This window comes from Micromonospora purpureochromogenes, from assembly GCF_900091515.1.
GTDB lineage: Bacteria > Actinomycetota > Actinomycetes > Mycobacteriales > Micromonosporaceae > Micromonospora > Micromonospora purpureochromogenes.
In genome coordinates, this window is the sequence record NZ_LT607410.1 from 5697795 (window position 1) to 5724474 (window position 26680).

The 26680-nt window shown below is 74.2% G+C and carries 22 protein-coding genes; 7 read left to right on the top strand and 15 right to left on the bottom strand.

Annotation, left to right across the window (positions count from 1 at the left end; all coding sequences use genetic code 11):
- Window positions 1-17: 17 nt before the first annotated feature.
- The 9 genes from GA0074696_RS25975 to ftsY form a co-directional block, all read right to left on the bottom strand.
- Window positions 18-674 carry a response regulator transcription factor gene (locus GA0074696_RS25975; protein WP_088963506.1) on the bottom strand — a complete coding sequence of 219 codons (657 nt, stop codon included), beginning with the start codon at window positions 672-674 and terminating at the stop codon, window positions 18-20.
- The gene (locus tag GA0074696_RS25980; protein ID WP_088963507.1) at window positions 671-1798 is read right to left on the bottom strand and encodes a sensor histidine kinase; all 1128 of its coding nucleotides are present in this window, start codon (window positions 1796-1798) and stop codon (window positions 671-673) included. The genes GA0074696_RS25975 and GA0074696_RS25980 overlap by 4 nt, the downstream gene beginning before the upstream one ends.
- A gap of 18 nt (window positions 1799-1816) precedes the next feature.
- The gene (locus GA0074696_RS25985; RefSeq protein ID WP_088963508.1) at window positions 1817-2638 is read right to left on the bottom strand and encodes an ABC transporter permease subunit; all 822 of its coding nucleotides are present in this window, start codon (window positions 2636-2638) and stop codon (window positions 1817-1819) included.
- On the bottom strand, window positions 2628-3530 hold the full coding sequence (locus tag GA0074696_RS25990) for an ABC transporter ATP-binding protein (RefSeq protein WP_088963509.1): 903 nt from the start codon (window positions 3528-3530) through the stop codon (window positions 2628-2630). The genes GA0074696_RS25985 and GA0074696_RS25990 overlap by 11 nt, the downstream gene beginning before the upstream one ends.
- A 117-nt stretch (window positions 3531-3647) precedes the next feature.
- Window positions 3648-5966: a [protein-PII] uridylyltransferase gene (locus tag GA0074696_RS25995; protein ID WP_088963510.1), complete on the bottom strand. Its 2319-nt coding sequence runs from the start codon at window positions 5964-5966 to the stop codon at window positions 3648-3650.
- Window positions 5967-5974: 8 nt separating this feature from the next.
- Complete coding sequence (locus GA0074696_RS26000; protein ID WP_170285500.1) at window positions 5975-6313, bottom strand: P-II family nitrogen regulator; 339 nt, start codon at window positions 6311-6313, stop codon at window positions 5975-5977.
- 25 nt (window positions 6314-6338) lie between these two features.
- Window positions 6339-7736 carry an ammonium transporter gene (locus tag GA0074696_RS26005; RefSeq protein ID WP_088963512.1) on the bottom strand — a complete coding sequence of 466 codons (1398 nt, stop codon included), beginning with the start codon at window positions 7734-7736 and terminating at the stop codon, window positions 6339-6341.
- Between the two features lie 229 nt (window positions 7737-7965).
- The gene (locus GA0074696_RS26010; RefSeq protein WP_172894439.1) at window positions 7966-8829 is read right to left on the bottom strand and encodes an aminoglycoside phosphotransferase family protein; all 864 of its coding nucleotides are present in this window, start codon (window positions 8827-8829) and stop codon (window positions 7966-7968) included.
- A gap of 7 nt (window positions 8830-8836) precedes the next feature.
- Window positions 8837-10018, bottom strand: coding sequence for a signal recognition particle-docking protein FtsY (gene ftsY / locus GA0074696_RS26015; RefSeq protein ID WP_088963514.1), 1182 nt, complete (start codon window positions 10016-10018; stop codon window positions 8837-8839).
- A gap of 152 nt (window positions 10019-10170) precedes the next feature.
- On the opposite strand from ftsY, the gene GA0074696_RS26020 reads away from it, so the two are divergent.
- The 5 genes from GA0074696_RS26020 to GA0074696_RS26040 all read left to right on the top strand — a co-directional run bounded on the left by GA0074696_RS26020 (window position 10171) and on the right by GA0074696_RS26040 (window position 15180).
- Complete coding sequence (locus tag GA0074696_RS26020) at window positions 10171-11883, top strand: alkaline phosphatase D family protein (protein WP_088963515.1); 1713 nt, start codon at window positions 10171-10173, stop codon at window positions 11881-11883.
- Between the two features lie 23 nt (window positions 11884-11906).
- On the top strand, window positions 11907-12344 hold the full coding sequence (locus GA0074696_RS26025) for a MarR family winged helix-turn-helix transcriptional regulator (protein WP_231925155.1): 438 nt from the start codon (window positions 11907-11909) through the stop codon (window positions 12342-12344).
- 113 nt (window positions 12345-12457) lie between these two features.
- Window positions 12458-14077 carry an MDR family MFS transporter gene (locus GA0074696_RS26030; protein WP_088963516.1) on the top strand — a complete coding sequence of 540 codons (1620 nt, stop codon included), beginning with the start codon at window positions 12458-12460 and terminating at the stop codon, window positions 14075-14077.
- A gap of 4 nt (window positions 14078-14081) precedes the next feature.
- Window positions 14082-14573 carry a universal stress protein gene (locus GA0074696_RS26035; protein WP_197700784.1) on the top strand — a complete coding sequence of 164 codons (492 nt, stop codon included), beginning with the start codon at window positions 14082-14084 and terminating at the stop codon, window positions 14571-14573.
- Between the two features lie 76 nt (window positions 14574-14649).
- Window positions 14650-15180, top strand: coding sequence for a DinB family protein (locus GA0074696_RS26040; RefSeq protein ID WP_088963517.1), 531 nt, complete (start codon window positions 14650-14652; stop codon window positions 15178-15180).
- An 85-nt stretch (window positions 15181-15265) separates the two neighbouring features.
- Here the strand turns inward: GA0074696_RS26040 and GA0074696_RS26045 are convergent, their stop codons facing one another.
- The 3 genes from GA0074696_RS26045 to GA0074696_RS26055 all read right to left on the bottom strand — a co-directional run bounded on the left by GA0074696_RS26045 (window position 15266) and on the right by GA0074696_RS26055 (window position 19966).
- Window positions 15266-15886: an HAD family hydrolase gene (locus tag GA0074696_RS26045; protein ID WP_088963518.1), complete on the bottom strand. Its 621-nt coding sequence runs from the start codon at window positions 15884-15886 to the stop codon at window positions 15266-15268.
- Window positions 15886-19497 (bottom strand): chromosome segregation protein SMC, encoded by a 3612-nt coding sequence (smc, locus tag GA0074696_RS26050; RefSeq protein ID WP_088963519.1) that lies wholly within the window; start codon window positions 19495-19497, stop codon window positions 15886-15888. Before smc ends, GA0074696_RS26045 begins: the two co-directional genes overlap by 1 nt.
- A 274-nt stretch (window positions 19498-19771) precedes the next feature.
- A complete protein-coding gene (locus GA0074696_RS26055) occupies window positions 19772-19966 on the bottom strand; it encodes a hypothetical protein (RefSeq protein ID WP_007456482.1) in 195 nt (64 codons plus the stop codon).
- Window positions 19967-20323: 357 nt separating this feature from the next.
- Between GA0074696_RS26055 and GA0074696_RS26060 the strand changes: the two genes are divergently transcribed.
- Window positions 20324-21475, top strand: a complete 1152-nt coding sequence (locus GA0074696_RS26060) for a CAP domain-containing protein (protein ID WP_172894441.1) — start codon at window positions 20324-20326, stop codon at window positions 21473-21475.
- Between the two features lie 130 nt (window positions 21476-21605).
- A complete protein-coding gene (locus tag GA0074696_RS26065) occupies window positions 21606-22487 on the top strand; it encodes an endo alpha-1,4 polygalactosaminidase (protein ID WP_088964821.1) in 882 nt (293 codons plus the stop codon).
- 45 nt (window positions 22488-22532) lie between these two features.
- On the opposite strand, the gene GA0074696_RS26070 is transcribed toward GA0074696_RS26065, so the two are convergent.
- The 3 genes from GA0074696_RS26070 to rnc all read right to left on the bottom strand — a co-directional run bounded on the left by GA0074696_RS26070 (window position 22533) and on the right by rnc (window position 26630).
- Window positions 22533-24752 (bottom strand): MMPL family transporter, encoded by a 2220-nt coding sequence (locus tag GA0074696_RS26070; protein ID WP_088963521.1) that lies wholly within the window; start codon window positions 24750-24752, stop codon window positions 22533-22535.
- Between the two features lie 212 nt (window positions 24753-24964).
- Window positions 24965-25822 carry a bifunctional DNA-formamidopyrimidine glycosylase/DNA-(apurinic or apyrimidinic site) lyase gene (mutM, locus tag GA0074696_RS26075; protein ID WP_088963522.1) on the bottom strand — a complete coding sequence of 286 codons (858 nt, stop codon included), beginning with the start codon at window positions 25820-25822 and terminating at the stop codon, window positions 24965-24967.
- Complete coding sequence (gene rnc / locus GA0074696_RS26080; protein WP_088963523.1) at window positions 25815-26630, bottom strand: ribonuclease III; 816 nt, start codon at window positions 26628-26630, stop codon at window positions 25815-25817. Before rnc ends, mutM begins: the two co-directional genes overlap by 8 nt.
- Window positions 26631-26680: the final 50 nt, after the last annotated feature.

The window sequence follows — 26680 nt, forward strand, 5'->3', positions numbered from 1 at the left end:
CCCGGACCGCCGGACGATCACGTGTCGACCAGCCCCGACTGGTACGCGAAGACCACCAGCTGGGCCCGGTCCCGGGCGGCCAGCTTGACCATCGCCCGGCTGACATGGGTACGCGCGGTGGCCGGGCTGACCACCAGCCGGTCGGCGATCTCGGCGTTGCTGAGCCCCTCGCCGACCAGGCTTACCACCTCCCGCTCCCGCTCGGTGAGGGTGTCCAGCCGGGGGTGCGGGCGGGGCACCCGGGCCGGCCGGGCGGCGTACTCCCGGACCACCCGGCGGGTCACCGAGGGCGACAGCAGCGCCTCCCCCTCGGCCACCACGCGGATCGCCCGCAGCAGCTCCGCCGGCGGGGTGTCCTTGGTCAGGAAGCCGCTCGCCCCGTGCCGCAGCGCGTCGAAGACGTACTCGTCGAGCTCGAAGGTGGTCAGCACGACCACCCGGGTGCCGGCCAGCGCCGGGTCGGCGACGATCCGCCGGGTCGCCTCGATGCCGTCCACGCCCGGCATCCGGACGTCCATCAGCACCACGTCCGGGCGCTCGGCGCGGGCCAGCTCCACGGCGCGCAGCCCGTCGGCGGCCTCGCCGACCACGGTCAGGTCGCCCTCGCTCTCCACCAGGGCCCGCAGCCCGATCCGGATCAGGTCCTGGTCGTCGGCGAGCAACACCTTGATCATGAAGCCTCCTTCACCGGCAACGTCGCGTACACCCGGAAACCGCCGCCGGCGACCGGCCCGGCGGTGAACGCGCCACCGAGCGCGGTGACCCGCTCCCGCATCCCGGCCAGCCCAAACCCGCCGCCCGGCCCGGGCCCGGCCGGCGCGCCCCGGCCGGTGTCGGTCACCTCCACCGCGACCTCGGCGGGTGAGTACCGGAGCCGGACCGCGGCGCTGGCCTGCCCGGCGTGGCGCAGCACGTTGGTCAACGACTCCTGCACCACCCGGTACGCGGCCAGGTCGACCGCCACGGGCAGCGGGCGGGGCTCCCCGTCGACCGTCACGGTGACCGGGACCCCGGCGCCGGCCAGCCGGTCGCGCAGCTGCGGCACCTGGTCCAGCCCCGGGGCCGGGGCCCGCTGCGCGTCCGCCTCGTCCCGGCGGACCACGGTGAGCGTCACCCGCAGCTCGTCCAGGGCCTCCTTGCTGGTCCGGCTGATCGCCCGCAACGCGGTCTCGGCCTGCTCCGGCCGCTTCGCCAGCAGGTGCAGCGCGATCTCCGCCTGCAGGTGGATCGCCGCCAGGCCGTGCCCCACCACGTCGTGCACCTCGCGGGCGACCCGCAGCCGCTCGCCGTCGGCCAGCCGGCGCGCCTCGTCCGCGCGGTCCCGGGCGGCGCTCTCCCGCAGCAGCCGCACGGTGGTACCGACCGCGAACGGCACCACCACCCACGCCGCCGCCGGCATGGCCCCGAGCGGACCCCACGGCCGGACGCCGACGAACACGCCGCTCAGCAGCACGAGCAGCGCCAGGCCGCAGGCCGTCCCGGCGGGCCGGAACGGCCGATGCGCGGCGACCGTGTAGACCGCGACGAAGAACGAGATCAGGATCGGACCGTAGGGGTAGCCGAGCAGCAGGTACACCGTGGCGGCCAGCGTGCCGACCGCGAGCGTCACCAGCGGCCACCGCCGTCGAACGGCCAGCGCCAGCGCGGCCACCGCCACCAGGGCGTAGGCCCCGCCGCCGACGGTGACGCCCTCGCTCGCGGCGGCGCCGCGGGTGCCGGCGAGCCCGAAGGCGAGCAACCCCAGGGCCAGGGCGCTGTCGCCGACACCCACCCGCCAACCGCGACGCTTCTGGTCCATGTCGTCCCTCCCCCGCGTCTAACCGATGTCCCGGCGGTGCAGCAACCACCCGCCCGCCACGGCGAACCCGACGAGATAGGCCGCCACCACCAGCGCCGCCTGCCCGCCACCGACCGCGGACGCGACCCCGGGGGTGTCGGCGGGCGCCCCGAGCGCCGCCGCCAGCGACCCGGCGTTGGGCCCGGGCAGGCCCTTCTGCACCTGGGCCACCCAGTCCAGCAGCGGCGCGGCGATCGCGGCGAGCAGGTTCTGCACGGCGAGCATCCACACCAGGCCCAGCCCGACGGGCAGGGCCACCGCACGCAGCGCGACGGCGAGCACGGCACCGAGCATCGCCCACATCGTCGCGACGAGCCACCCCGCCCCGATCCCGGTGAGCAGGTCACCGACCGGGGGCCAGCGCACCGGCTGCGACTCGGCGACCGCGATCAGCGCGCTGGACGCCGCGCCGAGGGCGAAGACGCAGAGCACGACGACGAGGGCGGCGGCCGCCAGGGCGAGCAGCTTGCCGGCGTACACCTCCAGCCGGGACGGGCCCTGGGAGAGCACCGTCTTCCAGGTGCCCCAGCCGTACTCGCCACCGACCACGAGCACACCGTGGATCAGCACGATGGCGCCGAGGAAGACCGGCAGCCCGCCGAGGGAGTTGCCCACCAGGTGATCGGGCAGCAGCATCGGCAGCGTCCGGTCGGTGTTCGGGCCGCCGGTGCCGCCGGCGTAGCTCGCGTACGGGAAGAGGTAGGTGAAGACCAGGGAGAGCACCAGCGTGATGGCCAGCAGCAGCCAGGACGCCGGCCGTCGGACCATTTTGATCGTCTCGGCCCGCCAGCTACGCGACATCGGCCGTTCCCTTCTCGATGAGGTCGAAGAACACCTGTTCCAGGTCACGCTCCCGGGGTCGCAGCTCGCGGACCGCCACCCCGGCGCCGACCAGCGCGGCGTTGAGCCACGCCGCCCGGTCCGGCTCGACGGCGAGGTCCAACCCGCCGTCCACCACCCGCACCCGGTCCGCGCCGACCAGCTCGCGGACCCGCGCAGCGGCGTCGTCGAGCGGGTCGGCCAGCACCCGCAGGCCCGCCGCGCCGCGCAGGTCGGCGACGCTGCCCTCGGCGATCATCCGGCCCCGGGAGACCACCCCGACCCGGTCGCAGACCTGCTCGACCTCGCCGAGCAAATGGCTGGAGAAGAGCACCGTGCAGCCGCTCGCGCCGAGCCGGCGGATCAGCGTCCGCATGTCGGCCATACCGGCCGGGTCGAGGCCGTTGGTCGGCTCGTCCAGAATCAGCAGGCGCGGGTCCTTGAGCATCGCGGCGGCGACCCCGAGGCGCTGCTTCATGCCCAGGGAGTAGCCGGCGTACCGGTCGCCGGCCCGGTCGGTCAGGTCGACCAGATCCAGCACCACCGCCACCCGCGCGGCGTCGACCCCCGCGTAGCGGGCGAGCACCCGCAGGTTGTCCCGACCGGAGAGGTACGGGTAGAAGGCGGGGCCCTCGATCAGCGCGCCCACACCGGTGAGCCGCCCGGCGCCCGGCGCCCGGCCGAGCAGCCGGACGGTGCCGGCGGTGGGGCGTACCAGGCCGAGCAGCATCCGCAGGGTGGTGGTCTTGCCGGCGCCGTTGGGCCCGAGGAAGCCGTACACCTCGCCGGGCCGGACGGTGAGGTTCAGGTCCCGCACGGCCGTCAGGCCGCCGTACCGTTTCGTGAGCCCCTGGGTGCGTACTGGAAGGTCCATGCCCCGAGGGTGCCGGCCGGCGGACTTCCGGACGTCGCCCGGCGGGCGGCTCCGCCACTACGCCGCCGGACGTAGTCGCCCCCGCCCCTCGACCGCTTCCGGCCCGAGCGGGAGGGCTCAGACGGCGGCCAGCACGGCCGCTTCGAGCCGGGCCCGTTCGGCGTCGGAGGGCCAGCCGCCCACCAGGTAGAACGCGTCCACCACGTCGCCGCCGAGGGTGGAGATCCGGGCCGCCCGGACCTGGGCGCCGGCCTCGTCGAGGGCGCAGGTCACCCGGTAGAGCAGGCCGGCGGCGTCGGCGGCGCGCAGCTCCAGCAGCACCGCGTCGGTGGCCGCCTCCCGGTGCCACACCACTCGCGGCGCGGCCCCCTCCCCCCGCGCCGCGAGCGCGCGGCCGCGCAGCCGCTGGGTGACGGAGACGTCCCCGTTGACGGCGCGACGCAGGTCGGTGCTGAGCGCGATCGGGTCCGGCGCGAGCCCGTAGCGGGGCTGCACCCGGCACTCGACCAGGGCCCGGCCGTCGACCGTGGAGGCGTCCGCGGCCAGTACCTCCAGCCGGTGCAGGGCCAGGCAGCCGGCCACCGTCGCGAGCAGGCCGCGCCGGTCCGCCGCGGCCACCGACACCCGGTCCTCCGTCAGGTGTACGACCGGCAGCGGCCCCGCCACCAGCGCCGGGTCCGGGGCCGGCGGCGCGGGCAGGGCGCCGGTGTCCAGCGCGGTACGCACCCGGGCCACCAGCTCGGCGACCAGCCGCCCCTTCCAGTCCGACCAGGCGGCCGGCCCGGTGGCCGCCGCGTCGGCGCGGACCAGGCCGTGCAGCAGGTCCAGCGTTGTGGTGTCGCCGACCCGCTCGGCGACCCCGGCGATGGTCACCGGGTCGTCGAGGTCCCGCCGGGTGGCCACGTCGGGCAGGAGCAGGTGCAGCCGCACCAGCGTGCCGATCAGCGCCGCCTCGGGCGCGGGCAGGCCGATCCGGGCGGCCACCGCCTCGGCCACCGGCGCCCCCACGGTGCTGTGGTCGCCGGGCAGCCCCTTGCCGATGTCGTGCAGGAACGCGCCGAGCAGCAGCAGGTCGGGGCGGTCCACCTCGCGGGTGTGCCGGCTCGCCTCGTACGCGGTCTGCACCAGGTGCCGGTCGAGGGTGAACCGGTGCACCGGGTTGTGCTGGGGCAGGCTGCGCAGGCGGGTCCACTCCGGCAGCCAGCCGTCGATCAGGCCGTACCGGTCGCAGGTCTCCCAGGCGGGCACCAGACCGGGACCGGCCCCGAGCAGGGTGATCAGCGCGGCGCGGGCGGCCGGCGGCCAGGGCGCGGGCAGCGGCGGGCAGTACGCGGCCAGCCACTCGCAGGTGGCCCGGGCGATCGGCAGCCGGGTGGTGGCCGCGGCGGCGGCGATCCGCAGCGACAGGCTCGGGTCGGGGCGGGCGCCGATGGCGGTGCGGGCCAGCACCAGTTCCCCGTCGTGCTCGACGACGTCCCGGGCGACGGGCCGGCGCACCGGACGGCCGTCGCCGCCCCGGCGGCGGCCGGAGCGCAACCGGTCGGCGGCGCGCCAGGCGTCGTCGAGGGCGTGGCTGACCGTGCGGGCGTCCCCGGCGACCCGGCGCAGCAGGACGTCACCGTCGCTCACCACGGCAGCGGCCTGCTGCGCGTCGTCGGAGCCGCCGGGCGGGGACTGGCGCAGGCCGAGCAGCCCGGCCACGCCGTCGCGTTCCTGGGCGAGGAGCCGGTCGACTCGGCGGCCGACCTGCTGGTGCAGGGCGTCGCGGGTGTCCAGCAGGCGCAGGTGCGCGGCCCGGACGGCGGGGCGCAGCGCGTCGGTGATGCCGGCGGTGGCGATGGCCCGCAGCAGGCCCACGTCGCGCAGCCCGCCGGCGGCCTCCTTGAGGTCTCCCTCGAGCAGGAAGGCCAGCTCGCCGTGGGTCCGCCAGCGGCTCTCCGTGATCTCCCGGAGGGCGGGGAGCCGGCGGACGGCGGTGCGCCGCCAGTGGTCGGCGGCGGTGCGGATGAGCGTGTCGGCGAGCGCCCGGTCGCCGGCGACGAAGCGCGCGTCGAGCAGCGCCAGGGCGACCTTGACGTCGTCCTGGGCCACCGAGAGCGCCTCGCCGAGGGTGCGGACCGAGTGGTCGAGCCGCACGCCGGCGTCCCAGATGGGGTACCACAGCGACGCGGCGAACTCGTCGACGCCGGGCACCCCGGCGTGCAGCAGCACCAGGTCGAGGTCGCCGTGCGGCGCGCACTGGCGCCGCCCCAGGCCGCCGACGGCGACCAGCGCGATCCCGTCCCGCCCCGGCAGCAACGACCCGAGCCAGGCGTCGAATCCCGCCGCCCGCTCCCGCCGCGCCGCCTCCCCGATGCCACCGACCTCGTTGATCAAGAGGTTTGCGTCACCGTTGTCGGCGTTTCCTGACGCATTCCTCTTGATCAACGAGGTCATGGTGGCTCCTAGAGGGCGTCGAGGCCGCGCTCGCCGGTACGGACCCGGACGACCTCCTCGACCCCGGTGACCCAGACCTTGCCGTCGCCGATCTTGCCGGTGCGGGCGGCGGCGACGATCGCATCCACGATCTTGTCGACGTCCATCTCGTCGGTGAGCACCTCGACCCGGATCTTGGGCAGGAACTCGACCGTGTACTCGGCACCCCGGTAGACCTCGGTGTGCCCCTTCTGCCGCCCGTACCCCTGGACCTCGCTGACGGTCAGGCCGGCCACGCCGAGGGCGTGCAGGGCCTCCTTCACCGCGTCCAGCTGGTACGGCTTGATGACCGCGGTCACCAGCTTCATGTCCAACCCCTCCATCCCAGGAACGTTAACCGGCGACGTTCTCGCTGACCGGCTCGGTGGCCGGTTCGCCGCCGGAGTCCGAGGCCGACTTCGCGGCGCCCGGGGTCAGCCCGGCCAGCGCGAAGGCCCCACCGCCGGCGCTGCCGGTGGTCGGCGACTGGTCGTACGCGCTCTCCGCGTGCTCGGCCACGTCGATGCCGGCGACCTCGTCCTCCGCGTCGGAGCGGAGCCCGATCAGCGCCTTGACGGCGAGCGCGATCACCACGGCCACCGCGAAGGAGTAGACCGAGACGATGCCGCTGGCCAGCGCCTGACGACCGAGCTGGGTCAGCCCGCCGCCGTAGAACAGGCCCTCGCTGGCGCCCAGGCCCTCGATGGCGGAGTTGACCTGGAGGGTGGCGAAGAAGCCGATGGAGAGCGACCCGATCCAGCCGGCGACGAAGTGCACGCCGACCACGTCGAGCGAGTCGTCGAAGCCGAGCTTGTACTTCAGGCCGACCGCCACCGCGCAGACCGCGCCGGCGACGAGGCCGAGCAGCACCGACGGCAGCGGGGCGATGAAGCCGCAGGCCGGGGTGATGGCGACCAGGCCGGCGACGGCGCCGGAGGAGGCGCCGACCAGGGTCGGCTTCCCGTTGCGCAGCCACTCGACGATGATCCAGCCGACCAGGCCGGCGGCAGTGGCGACCTGGGTGTTGACGAAGGCCACCGCGGTGGTGCCGTCGACGGTCAGCTCGGAGCCGGCGTTGAAGCCGAACCAGCCGAACCAGAGCAGGCCGGCACCGAGCGCGACCAGTGGGACGTTGTGCGGTTTGAAGCTCTCCCGGGGCCAGCCGAGTCGCTTGCCGAGCACCAGCACCAGGCCGAGCGCGGCGGCGCCGGCGTTGATGTGGACCGCGGTGCCACCGGCGAAGTCCAATGCCTTGATCTTGGCGCCGATGAAGCCGCCACCCCACACCCAGTGCGCGACCGGGATGTAGACCAGCGTGAACCAGGCGAAGGCGAAGAGCAGCCAGCCGGAGAACTTCAGCCGGTCGGAGACCGCGCCGCTGATCAGGGCCACCGTGATGACGGCGAACATCATCTGGAAGACCAGGAAGACGTACGTGGGGATGCCGGTCCCCGCGCCGAGGAAGAGCCACTCCTCGCCGATGAAGCTGGTCTCGGTGCCGAGGTACTGGGTGAAGCTGCCGATCACGTTGTTGACGCCCGCGTTGTCGTTGGTGCCGAACGCGAGGGTGAAGCCGTAGATGACCCAGAGTACGGAGATGAGCCCGATCGCGGAGAAGCTCATCATCATCATGTTGAGTACGCCCTTGGACCGGTTGAGCCCCCCGTAGAACAGGGCCAGCCCCGGCGTCATGAGCAGCACGAGCGCAGACGACAGGAGCAACCAGGCGGTGTTGCCGGTGTTGATCTCCACGCTGCCTCCTCTCGGTGTGGAAGTCCTCCCATCCGGCTGGAACCTGGCAGCATCGCCCGTCAGCCGGTTGGCGGGAAGCTTGGCCGCCGCCTGTTTCCTTCACCGACACCGCTCGATTTCCGACGCGTGACGGCTTGTTTCGGGCGTGTGAAGAACGTCGATCATCGCCCCCGAAACGGCGAGAGTGGCCGTCGCGCGCGCAACGGCCACTCCTCCCGGGTCGACGACCTCAGCGCAGGGCGTACTCCAGGGCGTGCCGCTCGTAGTCGAGCAGCCGCAGATCCCGCATCGGGCGGCGCAGGTGGCCCTTGTGCACGATCCGGACGAACGCCGGCTCGCCGGCCGACGCCATCCGGCGGATGCCCTCGACGTGGTCGACGATCCGCTTACGGATGGTCCGGATCAACCGGTGCCGGTCGCGCGGGATCAGCCCGTACGCGTCGGCGAAGAGCCGCAGCCGGCGCGGCCGGTCCGGGCGCTTCCAGCCGAGGGTGATCGAGTCCCGGTCGGAGAAGATCGGCACCCAGGTCCAGGCCGCGTACGCCACGTCGTAGATCCGCGCGCCGGGCGAGGCGAGGTCGAAGTCGATCAGCCCGAGGGTGCCGTCCGGTCGCCAGATGACGTTGTGCGGGGCGGCGTCGTGGTGACAGATCACCTCGGTGTCCGGCGGGGGCGGGCCGAACGAGCGCCAGACCGCGCCGGGCGGCGGGGCGAAGCCGTACTGCGCGTCGTGGAACATCCGCAGCATGGTCGCCACCGTCACCAGCGCCTCGTCGGTGACCCAGTGCGGGGCGAGCGGATATTCCCCGCACTCCCCCTCCAGGTACGACAGGACCTCCCGGTTGCGCTCGTCCATGCCCAGCGCGCGGGGCGCGCCGGTGAATCCGACGTACTCCAGGTGGCGCAGCAGGGCGTGCACCGAGGGCGTCCACGGGCCGGCGTTGCGCCGGACGGTGTCGCCGACCCGGACCACGGTGCTCACGTTCCCGCCGTGCAGCGGGATCTCCTGCGAGGTCACGTACGGTCTCCCCAGGGCCGGCGGCGCGTGGCGTGGGTCACGCCACCCGGCAAACGCGCGATCGTCAGTCGTCACTGCGAGATTACGCGTCCCGGGCGAGCGGCTCGGTGCCGAGCAACGCGTCGACGAACTGCGCCGGGTCGAACGGGGCCAGGTCGTCCGCGCCCTCGCCCAGCCCGACCAGCTTGACCGGGATGCCGAGCTTGCGCTGCACGGCGATCACGATGCCGCCCTTGGCGGTCCCGTCGAGCTTGCTCAGCACCACCCCGGTCACGTTGACCACCTCGGTGAAGACCCGGGCCTGCTCCAGGCCGTTCTGGCCGGTGGTGGCGTCCAGGACGAGCAGTGTCTCGTCGATCGGGCCGTGCTTCTCCACCACCCGCTTGACCTTGCCCAGCTCGTCCATCAGGCCGACCTTGTTCTGCAGGCGTCCGGCGGTGTCGATCAGGACGGTGTCGGTGCCGGCCTCGATGCCCTCGCGGACGGCGTCGAAGGCGACACTGGCCGGGTCGGCGCGCTCCGCGCCGCGCACGGTGATGGCGCCGACCCGGCTGCCCCAGGTCTCCAGCTGGTCGGCGGCGGCGGCCCGGAAGGTGTCGGCCGCGCCGAGGGTGACCGTCCGGCCGTCGGCGATCAGCACCCGGGCGATCTTGCCGCAGGTGGTGGTCTTGCCCGCGCCGTTGACGCCGACCACCATCAGCACCGCCGGCCGGCCGTCCTTTCCGGCGGTCCGCAGGGCGCGGTCCAGGCTCGGGTCGAGGGCGTTGACCAGCTCGGCGGCGAGCAGCGCGCGCAGCTCGGTGGCGGAGCGGGTGCCCAGCACCCGGGTCCGCTCGCGGAGCCGGTCGACGATCTCCCGGGTGGCGTCGATGCCGACGTCGGCGGTGATCAGGCTGTCCTCGATCTCCTCCCAGGTGTCCTCGTCGAGGTGGTCGCGACTGAGCAGGCCGAGCAGACCCTTGCCGAAGGCGTTCTGCGAGCGGGACAGCCGGGAGCGCAGCCGGACCAGCCGGCCGGCGGTCGGCTCGGGCACCTCCAGCGGGGGCGCCACGATCACCGGCGGCTCGACCAGGATGCCGGTGGTGAGTTCGGCCTCGGGCGCCTGGACGGGCGGACCCGCCAGGTCCTCCTCGGCCCGGGTGTCGACCTCGGTCTCCGGCAGCGGCGGCTCGGGGCGCCGGCGCAGCCGGGGCACCACCAGACTGAGGCCGCCGAGGATCAGCACCGCGAGCAGGGCGAGCGCGACGAGGAGGTATTCCGTCATGCCGAAATCCTGTCAGATGCCGGCGGCGGCGTCTCATCGACCGCACCCCGTGGCGTCGGCCGGCTCCGGCGGTAGGCTCGGCCACAGCCAGCAGTGGTGCGACCGCCGGCGGGGTAGTAATGATGAAGTCCGCTCACCTCGGAGGTCTCACCATGTCCGCCCCATGCCTGCTCATCGGCCCCCTGCTGCGGCGGGTGGTCGGCACGCGGGCCACCGTCTGGGTCGAGACCAGCGCGCCCGCCGTGGTCACCGTCCGCACGGCCGACGGGGCCGCCGGCTCGGCGCCGACCTTCTCCGCGTACGACCACCACTACGCGCTCGTGGTGGTCGAGGGGCTCACTCCGGACAGCGCCACCAGCTACGAGGTGCTGGTCGACGGCGAAATCTCCTGGCCGATGCCGCGCGACGGCTTCCCGCCCAGCGTGATCCGTACCCGGGCCGCCGACGACCTGGACCAGCCGGTGCGGCTGCTCTTCGGCTCGTGCCGGGAGACCACCCAGCACGCCACCACCCGGCGGCTGCCCCCGGACGCGCTCGACGCGTACGCCCGGCGGTTGATGGCCGACCCGGACCCGGCCGACCTGCCCGACCTGCTGGTGCTGCTCGGCGACCAGGTCTACGCCGACGTGACCTCGCCCACGGTGAAGCGGCTGCTGAAGCGGCGCCGCCGGCGTCCGAAGAACGCCCCCACCGACCAGGTGGTGAGCTTCGACGAGTACACCAAGCTCTACCTGGAGTCGTGGCGCGACCCGGAGATCCGCTGGCTGCTCTCCACCGTGCCGAGCGTGATGATCTTCGACGACCACGAGGTCATCGACGACTGGAACACCTCCGCCTCCTGGCGGGCGGACCTGCGCGAGCAGCCCTGGTGGGCCGAGCGGATCCGCAGCGGTCTCGCCTCCTACTGGGTCTACCAGCACCTGGGCAACCTCTCCCCGGACGAGATTGCCGACGACCCGCTCTACGCCAAGGTGGTCGCCGCCGAGGACGCCACCACCGTGCTGCGCGAGTTCGGCGAGCGGGTGGACGCCGAGGCCGACGAGGCGCACGACACCGAGCGCTGGCGGGCCGTGCAGTACCAGTGGAGCTACGCCCTCGACCTGGGCCGGACCCGGCTGGTCATGCTGGACAACCGGTGCAGCCGGGTGCTGCAACCGGGCAACCGGGCAATGCTGCCGCCCGGCGAGTGGTCCTGGTTCCTGGACCGGGCGCACGGGGTCTACGACCACCTGGTGGTCGGCGCCTCGTTGCCCTGGCTGCTGCCGCCGGGGATCCACCACGTCGAGGCGTGGAACGAGCGGCTCGCCGACTCCCGCCGGCCGTGGCTGGCCGGGCTCTCCGAGCGGATCCGCCGGGCCTGTGACCTGGAGCACTGGGCCGCGTTCAGCCGCTCCTTCGACGCGCTCGGCGCGCTCTTCGCCCGGCTCGGCAGCGGCGCTCCGGGCAGCCCGGGCGAGCGGGTCGGCGCCGGCCCGGCGTACGCGCCGCCGGCCTCGATCAGCGTGCTCTCCGGCGACGTGCACCACTCGTACGTCGCCCGGGCCCGGTTCGACGACCCGTCGGTGCGCACCCCGGTGCACCAGTTGACCTGTTCCCCGATCCACAACCAGGTGCCGGCCGGGATGCGCCCGCTGATGAAGCTGGGCTGGTCGCCGGGGCCGGCCGCGGCCACCCGGGCGCTGGCCCGCTCCGCCGGGGTACGCCGGCCGAGCGTCCGCTGGCGGAAGCTGGCCGGGCCGTACTTCGGCAACGCGGTGGCCACGCTCGCGCACACCGGCCGCCAGGCCGAGGTGCTGATCGAGGGCACCACCAGCGACGGCCACCTGCGCGAGGTCGCCCGGCAGCGGCTCACCCCGGCGGCCTGAGCCGGCCCCGTACGCTCTGTGCCGTGGAAGAGCATCTGCCGGAGACCCTGCGCGCGGTGGAGGACGAACTGACCGCGTTGCTGCGCCGGGGTCGCGCGCTGTCCTGGGAGATCGCCCGGGAGGTGCACCCGAACCTGGAGCCGAACGCGTACGGGCTGCTGCTCTGGCTCCGGCGCTCCGGCTCGATCCGGCTGACCGACCTGGCCGTCCGGCTCGGCATCGGCAAGGGCACGCTCAGCCGGCAGATCCACGGCCTGGAGGGGCTCGGCCTGGTGCGCCGGGACCCGGACCCGGACGATCGGCGGGCGGCGCTGATCAGCCTCACCGAGGAGGGCACCCGGCGCTTCGACGCGGCGCGGGCGGCCCGGCTGGGGCAGATCCGCAAGACGATGGAGAGCTGGCCGAGGCGGGACGTGGCGGAGTTCGCCCGGCTGCTGCACCGGTTCAACGAGGCCTTCTGATCCCACCGTCGGGCGGAATACCGGGCCGGCCCGGCAAGTTGTTGCTTTAGGCAACCAAGCCGTACGGTTGCCCGAGGCAACCCTTCTCGCCACTCCCACCGGAGGCAGTCACGATGACCCAGGCGCCAGCGCCCACCCGGGCGACCGCCGTCGACATGACCCACCGGCAGATCCTGGAGGCCCTCTCCGGCCTGCTGCTGGGCATGTTCGTCGCCATCCTCTCCTCGACGGTCGTCTCGAACGCGCTGCCGCGGATCATCACCGAGCTGAAGGGTGGCCAGTCCGCGTACACGTGGGTGGTCACCTCGACGCTGCTGGCGACCACCGCGACCACCCCGATCTGGGGCAAGCTCGCCGACCTGGCCAGCAAGAAGCTCCTGGTCCAGCTCTCCCTGACCATCTTCGTGCTGGGCTCCGTGCTGGCCGGGCTCTCGCAGTCCACCGGGCAGCTGATCGCCTGCCGGGTGCTCCAGGGCGTGGGCGCCGGCGGCCTCACCGCGCTGGCGCAGGTGATCATGGCGACGATGATCTCGCCGCGCGAGCGGGGCCGCTACAGCGGCTACCTCGGCGCGGTGATGGCCGTCGGCACCATCGGCGGCCCGCTGATCGGCGGCGTGATCGTCGACACCTCCTGGCTCGGCTGGCGCTGGTGCTTCTACGTCGGGGTGCCGTTCGCCATCCTCGCCCTGGTCGTGCTCCAGAAGACGCTGCACCTGCCGGTGGTCAAGCGGGCGGCGAAGATCGACTGGTGGGGTGCCACCCTGATCACCGCCGCCGTCTCGCTGCTGCTGATCTGGGTCACCCTCGCCGGCGACCGGTACGCCTGGCTCTCCTGGCAGACCGCCGCCATGGTGGCCGGCGCACTGCTGCTGGCCGTGCTCGCCGTCCGGGTCGAGCACCGGGCCAGCGAGCCGATGATCCCGCCGCACCTGTTCCGCAACCGCACCATCACCCTCGCCGTCATCGCCAGCATCGCGGTCGGCGTCGGCATGTTCGGCGCGTCGGTCTTCCTCGGCCAGTACTTCCAGATCAGCCGCGGCGAGAGCCCGACCATGTCCGGCCTGATGACCCTGCCGATGATCCTCGGCCTGCTGGTGTCCTCCACGGTCACCGGCCGGATCATCACCAACACCGGCCGCTGGAAGCGGTACCTGGTGGCCGGTTCGGCGCTGCTCACCCTCGGCTTCGCGCTGATGGGCACGCTGCGCTACGACACCCCGTACTGGCTGCTCGCCGGCTACATGGCGCTGATCGGCATCGGGCTCGGCATGACCATGCAGAACCTCGTGCTGGCCGTGCAGAACACCGTCGGCGCGCACGAACTCGGCGCCGCCAGCTCGACCGTCGCCTTCTTCCGCAGCCTCGGCGGCGCGATCGGCGTCTCGGCGCTCGGCGCGGTGCTCGGGCACCGGGTCAAGGACTACATCGCCGACGGGCTGGCCGGCCTGGGCATCCCGGCCACCGGCTCCGGCAGCGGCGGCATCCTGCCCGACGTGCACACGCTGCCCGCCCCGATCCGCCTGGTCGTCGAGTCCGCGTACGGCCACGGCGCCGGGGACATCTTCCTGGTCGCCGCGCCGTTCGGACTGATCGCCCTGATCGCGGTCTGCTTCATCCGGGAGGTGCCGCTGCGCCGGCACACCGGTGACCCGCTCGCCGTCGAGGTCGAGCGCGAGTCGACCGTCGCCGCCGGCGGCGGGGCCGCCGTGGTGCGGACCGGCATCAGGCAGTGACGTCGTGAGCGCCCCGGTGGACCGCGAGGAGTACGGCCCGCAGACCCGTCCGCTGCCGTTCGAGCGCGGCACGGACGGGCCGCGGGTGGTGCTCGTCGGGGTGGACGGGACCCGCACCGCCGAGCGGGCCGCCTGGTACGCCGCCGGCCTGGCCCGCCGGCAGGGCTCCGCCCTGGTCGTCGTCTTCGTCAGCTCGCCGCCCGGCTTCACCACGCTGATCCCCGGCGTGGACGCCGGTGCGCTGCAGCGCACCCACGACGAGCTGGTCGCCGAGCTGCGCCGGGAGTGCCGGCGGGGCGCGGACGAGTTCGGCGTACCGGTCACCCTGCTCTGCCGGCGCGGGGACGCGTACACCGAGCTGTGCGCGGCGGCCGACGAGACCCGGGCGGACCTGGTCGTGGTCGGGGCGTCGGAGCAGGCGGGGCACCGCCTCGTCGGCTCCGTCGCCACCCGGCTGGTCCGCACCGGCCGCTGGCCGGTCGTCGTGGTGCCCTGACCCGCCCGGCGGGGCACCCCGAGCCGGCGGCCGATAACCACTCGCCGGTGTCACACCCGAGGACGAGGATGTCGGGATGACCTGGAGAGCACCGGAGATCAACCGGACCAACGAACCGTACGTCGGCGACGAGCGCACCATGCTGGAGGGCTGGCTCGACTACCACCGGCAGACGCTGCTGCTCAAGTGCGCGGGGCTGGCCGCCGAGCAGCTCAGGACGCCGAGCGTGGAGCCGTCCGGGCTGACTCTGCTCGGGCTGGTCCGGCACATGGCGGACGTGGAGCGCTGGTGGTTCCGGATCCGGGCCGCCGGGCAGGACATCGCCGGCATCTACGGCACGGACGAGGACCCGGACGCCGACTTCAACGCCGTCGCCGACGCCGACGCGGAGGCCGACTTCGCCACCTTCGCCGCCGAGGTCGAGGCCGCCCGCAAGGCCGCCGCCGGCCTGTCGCTGGACCAGACCTTCTCGCGCCCGCGCCGCGACGGCAGCGCCGACGAGTTCAGCGTCCGCTGGGTATACGTCCACATGATCGAGGAGTACGCGCGGCACAACGGCCACGCCGACCTGATCCGCGAACGCCTCGACGGGGTGACCGGCGACTGACCCCTCCCGCCGCCCGGGCGCCGGTCAGTTCCGGCGCCCGGCGGGCAGGAGCTGCTCCCCGAGCGGGGCCAACGGGTGCGGCGCCTCAGTACGCCAGCGCCGCCCGCAGGTAGCGCAGGTCGGCCGGGCCGCCCCACCGGTGCGCCGACAGTCCGGCGGCGCGGGCGCCGCGGACCGCCCAGTCCTCGTCGTCGACGAAGAGCACCCGGGCCGGCGAGGTCTGCAGCGCCTCGCAGGCCGCCTGGAAGTACTCCTTGGCCGGCTTGTGCACGCCGATCACCGAGGAGTTGACCACGACGTCCAGCTCGCCGACCAGGCCGAGCGCGGCGAGGTCGGCGTCGAGCAGGTCGGTGGCGTTGGTGCCCAGCCCGACCCGGACGCCGGCCGCGCGGACCTCCCGGACGAACCCCAGCACCTCCGGGTCGACCTCGCCCCGGTAGCGCTGCCACTGCTCGACGGCGGCGCGGGCCCGTTCCGGGCTGCCGACCGAATCGGTCAGCGCGTCCGCCACGCTGCCCACCCACTCGGCGTGGCTGACCCGGCCGGTCAGCACCGGCTGGAGCCGCCCCCACTGCATGGCGATCTCGCCGAGCACCCCCTCGGAGAGGCCGTACTCCCGCTCGACGCCGGCGGCCACCGCCGGGTCCCACCGGCGCAGTACGCCGTCGAAGTCCAGCAGGAGCGCCGTCGCGCGTTCCCGAGCCACTACCCGTTCTCCTCGCCGCGGCCAGGCCGCTCGTCCTCGTCGGCCCGGTTGAGCCGTTGGCTGATCACCTGGGTGACCCCGCTGCGCATGGTCACGCCGTAGAGCGCGTCGGCGATCTCCATCGTCCGCTTCTGGTGCGTGATGACGATCAGCTGGCTCTTCTCCCGCAACTGTGCCAGCAGCGTGATCAGTCTGCCGAGGTTCACGTCGTCCAGCGCCGCTTCCACCTCGTCCATGATGTAGAACGGGCTGGGCCGGGCGCGGAAGATCGCCACCAGCATGGCCACCGCGGTCAGCGACCGCTCGCCGCCGGAGAGCAGGGACAGCCGCTTGATCTTCTTGCCCGGCGGGCGGGCCTCCACCTCGACGCCGGTGGTGAGCAGGTCCTCCGGGTCGGTGAGGATCAGCCGGCCCTCGCCGCCGGGGAAGAGCACGGTGAAGACCTGCTCGAACTCCCGGGCGGTGTCTGCGAAGGCGCTGGCGAAGACCTCCAGGATCCGGTCGTCGACGTCCTTGACCACGGTGAGCAGGTCCCGCCGGGTGGCCTTCAGGTCCTCCAGCTGCTCGGAGAGGAACTTGTAGCGCTCCTCCAGCGCGGCGAACTCCTCCAGCGCGAGCGGGTTGACCTTGCCGAGCAGGGCCAGCTCCCGCTCCGCCTTGGCGGCCCGCTTCTCCTGCACCGGCCGCTCGTAGCGGACCGGCTCGGGCACCGGCAGGCCGTCGCGTTCGGCCGTCGCCACGTCGACCTGGGTGGGTGGGACGAGCTGGTCCGGGCCGTATTCGGCGACCAGGGTCTCCACGTCCAGGCCGAAGTCCTCGGCGGCCTTCGCCTCCAACTGCTCGATGCGCAGCCGCTGCTCGGCGCGGGCCACCTCGTCGCGGTGCACCTGGCTGGTCAGCCGTTCCAGCTCCGCGCCGAGGCGCTTGGCCGCGCCGCGTACCTCCTGGAGTTCGGCCTCGCGGGCGGCGCGTTCGCGCGCCACCGCGTCGCGGTGCTCCTCGGCCGCGGCGATCGAGGCGGTGAGCCGGGTGAGCGCCTCGCGGGCGCCGCCCACCACGGCCCGGGCGATGGCCGCGCCGCGGATGCGCGCCGCCCGCCGGGCCGCGGCGCGTTCGCGCGCCGCCCGCTCGGCGGTGGCCTGTCGGGCCAGCGAGTCGGCCCGGCCGGCGATCGAGGAGACCCGCTCCTCGGCGGTACGCACCGCCAGCCGGACCTCCATCTCGTTCTGCCGGGCCCGGGGCACCATCGCGGCGAGCTGGTCCCGCTCCTCGGTGGAGGGCTCGGCGTCGATCGGGGTGTCCTCGGCCAGCCGCAGCCGCTCCTCCAGCTCGGCCAGGGCGAGCAGGTCGCGTTCGCGGGCCGCCTCGGCGCGGGAGCGGGACTCGCCGAGCCGGTCGGTCTCCGCCTTCGCGGATCGGGCGGCGGCGCCCAGCTCGGCGAGGCGGCGGGCGGCGGCGTTGCGGTGGCTCTCCGCCTCCCGCTTGGCGGCGGCGGCGTGCTGCACCGCCTCCTTGGCGGCGGTCACCTCGGCCCGCGCGTCGACCAGCTGGTCGCGCAGCTCGGCGCTGGTCCGCTCGGCGGTGAGCCGGTTGGTGCGGGCCTCCTCGACGGCGGCCTGCACCTCGATGTAGCTGGGCGCCTTGGCCGATCCGCCGGCCGCCGCGTACGCCCCGACCACGTCGCCGTCCGGGGTGACCGCGCGCAGCTCCGGGTTGCCGGCGACCAGCTCGGCCGCGGCGGCGAGGTCGGCGACGAGCACCACGTCGCGCAGCGCCCGGTGCACGGCCGGGCGGATCTCGGCGGCGCACTCCACCAGGTCGGGCGCCCAGCGGGCGGTGTCCGGCAGCTTCGGGCGCAGGGCGTCGGCCGGGCCGTCCATGCCGGGGCCGGCGGGGCTGCCGACCAGTAGTCCGGCCCGCCCGGCGTCGGAGATCTTCAGCAGCCGCATCGCCTCGACGGCCTCGTCCACCCCGCTGACCGCGACGGCGTCGGCGAGCCCGCCGAGGGCGGCGGCGAGGGCCGCCTCGTGGCCGGGGGCGACGGTGAGCAGGCCGGCCAGGCTGCCCAGCAGGCCGGGCACCTCGCCGGCGCGGGCCAGCAGCGCGCCCGCGCCGTCCTTGCGGCGCAGGCCGAGGCCGAGCGCCTCCTCGCGGGCCTTCCAGGTGGCGGCGTCCTTCTCGGCGGCCCGCTCGGCGTCGGCGAGGGAGCGCACGGCGGCCTGGGCCTTCTCGTGGACGGCGACCGCCTCGGCGTGCCGCTCGTCGAGTTCGGCGTTGTCCCGGTCCGCCTCGGTGGACTGTTCGGCCACCGCGTCCAGGTCGGCCTGGGCCTTCTCGGCGCGGGCCAGCGCGTCGGCGTGGGCGGCGGCGAGCCGCTCGATCTCCTCGCCGGCACTGGTGGTGCGGGCCCGGGCCGAGTTGACCTGCCCGGTGAGCCGGGCCAGGCCCTCCCGGCGGTCGGCGATCGCCTTGGCGGCGGCGACCAGCTCCCGCTCGGCGGCGGCCAGTTGCCGTTCCAGCTCCTGCCGGTGCTCCACCGCCTCGGCCAGCCGGATCTGGTCGTCGGTGAGCGCCGCGCGCAGCTCCTCCTCCTGCTCGCGGACCCGCTGCGACTCGGCCTCCAGCTGCTCCGGGTCGCGGCCGGGCCGCTCGTCGTCGGTGGTGGCGCTGAGGTGGCGCAGCCGTTCCCGGGCGAGCTGCTCGATGGAGCGGAACCGTTCCTGCAGGGCGGAGAGCTTGTACCAGGTGTCCTGGGCGGCGGCGAGCAGCGGCGCGTCCTCGGCCAGGGCCGCCTCCAGCTCGCCCAGGCGGGCCTGCACCTCGCTGTGTTCGGCCTCGACCTGCTCGCGCCGCTCGCGCAGCGCGGTCTCGTCGGCGATCTCCCGGTCCAGGGTGGTGCGCAGGGTGGCGAGGTCGTCGGCGAGCAGCCGCAGCCGGGCGTCGCGCAGGTTGGCCTGGATGGCGGCGGCCCGTCGGGCCACCTCGGCCTGCCGGCCCAGCGGCTTGAGCTGGCGGCGCAGCTCGGCGGTGAGGTCGGTGAGCCGGTTGAGATTTACTTGCATCGCGTCGAGCTTCCGCAGCGCCTTTTCCTTGCGCTTGCGGTGCTTGAGGACGCCGGCCGCCTCCTCGATGAACGCCCGCCGGTCCTCCGGCTTGGCGTGCAGCATGCCGTCGAGCCGGCCCTGGCCGACGATGATGTGCATCTCCCGGCCGATGCCGGAGTCCGACAGCAGTTCCTGGATGTCGAGCAGGCGGCAGGAGTCGCCGTTGATCTCGTACTCGCTCTCGCCGGAGCGGAACATCCGGCGGGTGATGGAGACCTCGGTGTACTCGATCGGCAGGGCGCCGTCGGTGTTGTCGATGGTGAGGGTGACCTCGGCCCGGCCCAGCGGCGCCCGCCCGGCGGTGCCGGCGAAGATGACGTCCTCCATCTTGCCGCCGCGCAGCGCCTTGGCGCCCTGCTCGCCCAGCACCCAGGCGATGGCGTCGACGACGTTGGACTTGCCGGAGCCGTTCGGGCCGACCACGCAGGTGATCCCCGGCTCCAGCTTGAGCGTCGTGGCGGAGGCGAAGGACTTGAAACCCTTCACCGTCAGGCTCTTGAGATGCACCTTCTCGATCCTCGTCCGGTGGCCGCCGTACCGTCGCCGGCTGCGCGAGCCTGGTGAACCCGCAGACTAACCCCTCGGCGGCGACCGGTCGGCACGCGACCCGCCCCGCGGGAGGGCCACCGCGCGCGGACCGGACGGCGAATGGCGGAGTCGACGCCCACAAGATCGGGAAATTGCGGGCGGAAAACCACGGGAGACAGAGCTGCGCGCCGGCACATTAGTGTCGGCGCGCGTTTTCGCGGTGGTGCGATTCAGTTTTTCCGGATCCCGTGGATCAGGTCAGGGCCGGCTCGGCCAGCCGGAGGAGGTCGTCGGCCTCCGCGGCGGCCGCGGCGAGCCGATCATTGTCGGCACGCAGCCGGGTGATCTCGAACTCGAGTGCCTGAACCCTGGCCCGCAAACGGGTGACCTCGTCGAGCAGACGCCGGTCGGGCGCTGCGCCTACGTGGCCGTAGAGGGCTTTCGCCATGCTGACTCCTTGATATGCGCTGCCGGAAAGGCCGGCCAACGCGCGCCCAATAACTGTCCGCGACTGCCACCCCGGCATAATCCGGGCATGACTGGGCGCGACTGGCGACACCTACATATTGAGCCGACACCCCCGTCTTCGTCAAGTTCTCGCAGGCCGTAGATCATCTCCACGTCTACCCTGTCCACTTCCCGGGGGCCGTAAGGCTCGGACACGCTCTGTCCGGACTCCTTAACTGTACGCCGGGAAATGTGCGTACGGTCACCACGTGAGTCGACATCGCCTTAACTCTTCCTTAGCCACGTTGCCGCAGTTCAGGGCACACCCGTAGCGTCAGCGCGGCCCACAACCGACCCCGTGGAGGCGACAGGCGTGTACGGCTGGACCGACCCGATCGACCCGGACGACGCCCCCCGGCGCCCGCAACCGCCCACCGACGAGCCGCCGGCCTGGCTGACCGACCGCCCCGGGCCGCGCTCGGCGTACCTCTTCGGCGACGAGCCGGAACAGCCGGGCGACGACCTGGCGGACGCCCCGACCACGCAGTGGCGTACCGAACCGGACGACCGGCCGTACGCGTGGACCGACCGGACCCCGGCCGGCCCGTCGGATGGTCACCTCGACCCCGCGGGGTACCCGGACGCGCCCGGCGCCCCGTTCGCGCCCGCTCCCGAGTTCGCCCCGCCCGCCGACTGGCGGCACACCACCGGCGGCCTGCGGGCCGTCGACGCCGAGCCGTCGGCCGAGGGACAGGGCCGGCACCGGCAGCGGAGCCGCTTCCCGCGCCCGCTGGTCCTCGGCGGCGCCGCCGCGGCCGCCACGCTGGTGGTGAGCCTCGGCGCCGGCGCGCTGGCGCTGGCCGGTGGCAACGAGACAGTGGCCGACCAGGCCTCCGTCGACGACACCGTCGCCGCCGCCCCGCTGGCGCCGGACGCCGGGATCCCCGCCGACGCGCTGGCCGGCACCGCCGGCGCCTCCCCCACCGGCACGCCGACCACCGCCCGCCCGACCCCGTCGCCGAGCCGGACGGTCAAGCCGACACCCGCGCCGAAGCGGACCACGGCCCCGTCCCGGCAGAGCACCCGCACCAGCGGCACGTCGACCACCAACTCGCTCAGCCCCGGCGTCAGCAGCCAGGCGCAGCAGGTCGTCGACCTGGTCAACGCCGAACGGGCCAAGGCCGGCTGCGGGAAGGTGAGCATCGACGACAAGCTGATGCTGGCCGCCCAGCGGCACAGCCAGGACCAGGCCGACCACCAGAAGATGTCGCACACCGGCAGCGACGGCAGCGACGCCGGTGACCGGATCGAGCGGGTCGGCTACACCTGGCGCACCTACGGCGAGAACGTCGCCTGGAACCAGCAGACCCCGGCCGCGGTGATGGACGCCTGGATGAACAGCTCCGGGCACCGGGCCAACATCCTCAACTGCGCGTTCACCGAGATCGGCGTCGGCGTGGCCAGCAGCAACGGGCCGTACTGGACCCAGGTCTTCGCCACCCCGCGCTGAGGCGTACCGGGCGCCCCCGTCCACGACGCGACCGCGTCGTCGGCGGGGGCGTCTCGTTTGACCGGGTGAGGTGCGCCGTGCGGGACGGCGCGGGGCGGTGTGGCGCCGCCCGACGACCCGGGAGCTGCCGATGCGGATCCGGCTGCCAGCGTCCGCGCGGCGGAGCAGGCCGCTGCCGACCGCCGCGCGCCGGCGACCCCCGACCCGGCGCGGCGTCCGCGGGGCCCTGCCGGCCGCCGTCGCGCTCACCCTGCTGACCCCCGCCTGCCACACCCCGCTGGTCCCGCCGGGCGCGCCGACGCCGTGGCCGACCGCGTACGCGCACCGGTGGCAGTGGCAGTGGCAGCTCGAGGGGCCGGTCGACACCGACGTCGCAGCGGACGTCTTCCTGCTCGACCCGGTACGGACCACCGCCGCCGAGACCTCCGCGCTGCGCGGGCGGGACCGCCGGCTGGTCTGCCAGGTGCACGTCGGCTCGTACGCCGGCACCGACCCGGACGCCACCCGCTTCCCGACGGCGGTGCGGGGCACCCCCACCGGCCGGGCGCAGCGCCGCTGGCTCGACGTACGCCGGTGGGACGTGCTGGAGCCGGTGCTGGCCGACCGGTTCCGGCTCTGCCGGGGCAAGGGCTTCGGCGCGGTGGCGCTGGCCGACGCCGACGGGTACGCCCACCGCTCCGGCTTCCCGCTCGGCTACGACGAACAACTGACGTTCAACCGGCGGCTGGCGGTGCTGGCCCGCTCCCTCGACCTCTCCCCCGGCCTGATGAACGACGTCGGCCAGGTGGCCGCGCTCGCGCCCGACTTCGACTTCGCGGTCGTCGAGGAGTGCGTCCGGCTGAAGGTCTGCGCCAAGCTGCTGCCGTTCGCCGACGCGGACAAGCCGGTCTTCCACGTCGAGTACACCGGGCACACCGCGACGTTCTGCGTGACCACCCTCGGGTACGGCTTCGCCTCCATCCGCAAGAACCGGTCGCTGGACGCCTGGCGGGACCCCTGCCAGCTCCCCTGACGCCGCGAGGGGCCCCTGCTGCGGCAGGGGCCCCTCGGCGGGGATTCAGCGGGCGCCGACCAGCTCCGGGGTCGGGGCGGGCGGGTCGGCCGGCGGGGCCGCCGGCTTCTGCCGCAGGAAGCGCGGGGCCCACCAGTTGGCGTCGCCGAGCAGCGTCATCAGCGACGGCAGCACCACCGCCCGGATGATCGTGGCGTCCAGCAGGATCGCGGCGGCCAGCCCGACGCCGAGCTGCTTCATGTCGATCGTGCTGAGCGAGGCGAAGATCCCGAACACCCCGACCATGACGATGGCCGCGCTGGTCACCACGCCCGCCGACGAGGTGATCCCGTACGCCACCGCGTCGCGGTTCGACATGCCGGCCCGGACCCCCTCGCGGATCCGGCTGACCACGAAGACGTGGTAGTCCATGGAGAGCCCGAAGAGCACCACGAAGAGGAAGAGCGGCAGCCAGGAGACGATCGCCCCCATCGAGGTGAATCCGAGCAGCCCCTCCGCCCAGGTGCCCTGGAAGACCAGCACCAGCAGGCCGTACGCGGCGCCGGCGGAGAGCAGGTTGAGCACGATCGAGGTGAGCGCGACGACCACCGAGCGGAACGTCAGCACCATCACCGCGAAGGTCAGCGCCAGCACGAAGGCCATCACGATCGGCAGCTTCTCCTCGATGTGCCCGGCGTAGTCCTGATTGCCGGCGACCTCACCGCCGACCGCGTACTCGACGCCGGGGATGCCCTTCAGCGCCGCCGGCAGCAGGTCGTCGCGGAGCTCGTCCAGCGAGCGCGCCGCCTCGTCGGACCGGCCGGCGTACGGGGTGGCCAGTTCCAGCACCGACACCCGCCGATCGGCCGACACCTCGATCTTCGGGCCGTCCGCCTCGACCGGGGCGAACAGCGGGTCGGCGCCGGCCCGTCCGGCCAGCTCGGTCAGCGCGGCGCGCACCCGGTCGGCCTGCTCGGCGGGTGCCCGTACGGCCACCTGGTGGCTGGTGCCGGTGCTCGGGAAGGCGGCGGTGAGCCGGTCGTACGCCTGCATCGCCGGCGTCGTGCGCGGCAGGTCCTCCATGCCGGGGAAGTTCAGCTTCATGCCGAGCGCGGGCGCGGCCAGGGCGAGCAGCAGCCCGACCGAGACGACCAGGGTGGCCAGCGGCGCCCGCAGCGCGGGGCGCAGCACGGCCGGCCAGAAGCGCGGCGCCGCCGGTCGACCGCCCGGCCCGGTACGCGGGGCGGTGAGCCGCCAGAGCAGCGGCACCCGGGGCCGGTCGACCCAGCGGCCGAGCTTGGCCAGCAGCGCCGGCAGCACGGTCAGCGAGCCGGTCACCGCGACCGCGACCACCAGGATCGAGCCGACTGCGAGGGAGGAGAAGACCGCGTCGTTGGCGAGCAGCAGCCCGGCCATCGAGATGACCACGGCGAAGCCGGAGACCACCACCGCGTGCCCGGACGTCTCCGCCGCGATCTCCACCGCGTCGAGCCCGGAGCGCCCCTTGGCCCGTTCCTCCCGTTCCCGGCGCACGTAGAACAGCGAGTAGTCGACGCCGACAGCCATGCCGATCAGCAGGATCACGCTGGCCGTGGTGTCGGTGGCCGGCACCAGGTGCGAGGCGAGGGTGGACAGCCCCATCGCGGCGGCCACCGAGGAGAGCGCCAGCAGCACCGGCACGCCGGCGGCGATCAGCGCGCCGAACGCGACGATCAGGATGGCCAGGGTGACCGGCAGGCTGAGCAGCTCGGCCCGCTTGAAGTCCTTGCCCAGGGTCTCGTCCAGCGCCTGGTTGATCGACGGCCCGCCGACCTCCTCGACGCGCAGCTGCGGGTGCGCCGCCTGGACCTCGGCGGTGGCGTCGCGCAGCGGCTGCACCCGGTCGGACGCGTCCTCGCGCTCGCCGGACATGGTGATCGGCAGCAGCAGGGCGTCGCCGTCGTGGGACGGCACCGGCGTGCCCACCGAGGCGACCCCGGTGACCTGCCGGAGCCGGTCGGTGGCGTCGGCCGCGGCGCGCTTCGCCGCGGCCTGGTCCAGCGCCCCGGCCCGGGAGGTGATCAGGATGTTCTCGACCGCCGGGTCGGCGAAGTTCCCCTCGGTGACGATCGCCTCGGCGCGGCCCGACTCCCCCACCGCCTGGTCGGCGCCCGTCGCCTCCTTCATGCCGGCGGCGTTGCCCCCGACGAAGCACACCGCCACGAACACCACCCAGAGCGCGATCGCGCGCCACGGGTGCTCGGCGCTCCACCGCGCCACCCGCACGGTCACCGGTCTCCTGCCCATCTCCCGGGCCCCCCTCCACGCGTCGGCCCGCTGCCGACCGTGTCGACGCTAGGGACAACGGCGGGCGCGGACATCGGGGATCGGCCCCGGCTCGTCCCGGACGCGCCGAACGTCGGCCGTGCGGGTGATCGGAGCGGACGGCCGGGCAAACCGGGCGGATCTGCGGGACGCCGGGGGACGGCACACCGGCGCAACCCCGAGCCGGCTCGGGGTCACCCCTTCAGGGCGCCCCGGGGCCGCGGCTGGCACCGCGGGCAGCTGAACGACGACCGGTTCATGAACGACTCGCGCCGGATCGGCGTACCGCACCGCCGGCAGGGCTCGCCCTCCCGCCCGTACGCGTTGAGCGACCGGTCGAAGTAGCCGCTCTCGCCGTTGACGTTGACGTAGAGCTCGTCGAAGCTGGTGCCGCCCTGCTTGATCGCCTCCGCGAGGACGTCGCGCACGTGGCCGAGCAGCCGGGTGGCGGCCGGCGCGGTGAGCGCGTCGGTCGGGCGGGCGCCGTGCAGCCTGGCCCGCCAGAGCGCCTCGTCGGCGTAGATGTTGCCCACCCCGGAGATCAACGTCTGGTCCAGCAGCGCCCGCTTCACCTCGGTACGCCGTCGCCGCAGCGCCGCGACGAACCCGGCGTCGGAGAACTCCTCGTCCATCGGGTCCCGCGCGATGTGCGCGATCTCCGCGGGCAGCTCGGCGCCGCCCTCGCTGACCGCGAGGCCACCGAAGGTGCGCTGGTCGACGAAGCGCAGCTCCGGACCGTCGTCGGCGAACCGGAACCGGACCCGCAGGTGCAGCTCGTCGGCCGCCGCGATCGGCTGGAGCAGCAGTTGGCCGGACATCCCGAGGTGGCCGATCAGGGCGTCGCCGCTGTCCAGCGGGAGCCAGAGGTACTTGCCGCGCCGGCGCACGTCGGTGACCGTCCGACCGGCCAGCACGTCGGCGAAGTGGGCCGCGCCGGGGACGTGCCGCCGGACGGCGCGCGGGTGGCGTACCTCGACCGAGGTGATCCGGCGGCCGGTGACCCACTGGGCCAGACCCTGCCGGACCGTCTCGACCTCGGGCAGCTCAGGCACGGCCCAGCCCCGCCTCGGCCGGGTCGGTGGCCGCTCCGGCCTCCGCCGCCGCCCGCTCGGCCTGCTCCTTCTCGGCCTGCTCGGCCTGCTCCTTCTCGGCCTGCTCGGTCAGCTCCCGCCAGGCCGCCTCGGCCGCCCGCTGCTCGGCCTCCTTCTTGCTGCGCCCCTCGGCCCCGCCGTAGCGGTTGCCGGCCACCACCACCCAGGCCGTGAAGGTCTTGAGGTGGTCCGGTCCGGTGCCCTCGATGCGGTACTCCGGAACGCCCAGCCCCAACGCGGCGGTGAGCTCCTGGAGGCTGGTCTTCCAGTCCAGCGCGGCGCCCCGGCCGGCCGACTCCGCCATCAGCGGGTCGAAGAGCCGGTGGATGACGATCGCGGCGGTCTCCAGGCCGTACTGGAGGTAGATCGCGCCGAGCAGCGCCTCCAGGGTGTCGGCGAGGATGCTCGCCTTGTCCCGGCCGCCGGTGCTCTCCTCGCCCTTGCCCAGCAGCAGGTACGCGCCCAGCCCGTCCGGCCCCAGCCCGCGCGCCACGTCGGCCAGCGCGCGCATGTTCACCACGCTGGCCCGCAGCTTGGCGAGCTGGCCCTCGGGCAGGTCCGGGTGGTTGCGGAAGAGCGCGGTGGTGATCACCACCCCGAGCACCGAGTCGCCGAGGAACTCCAGCCGCTCGTTGGTGGGTAGACCGCCGTTCTCGTACGCGTACGAGCGGTGGGTGAGCGCGCGCTCCAGCAGTTCGGGCTCGAGCGTCACACCGAACGCCGCCTCGAGGTGACCGACGGGAGCACGCCGCCGCTTGTCGTTCGTCATGTGCCTACCTCTTCGTTCGGGACTGCCGGGGGCGCGAACCCCGTTCTCGC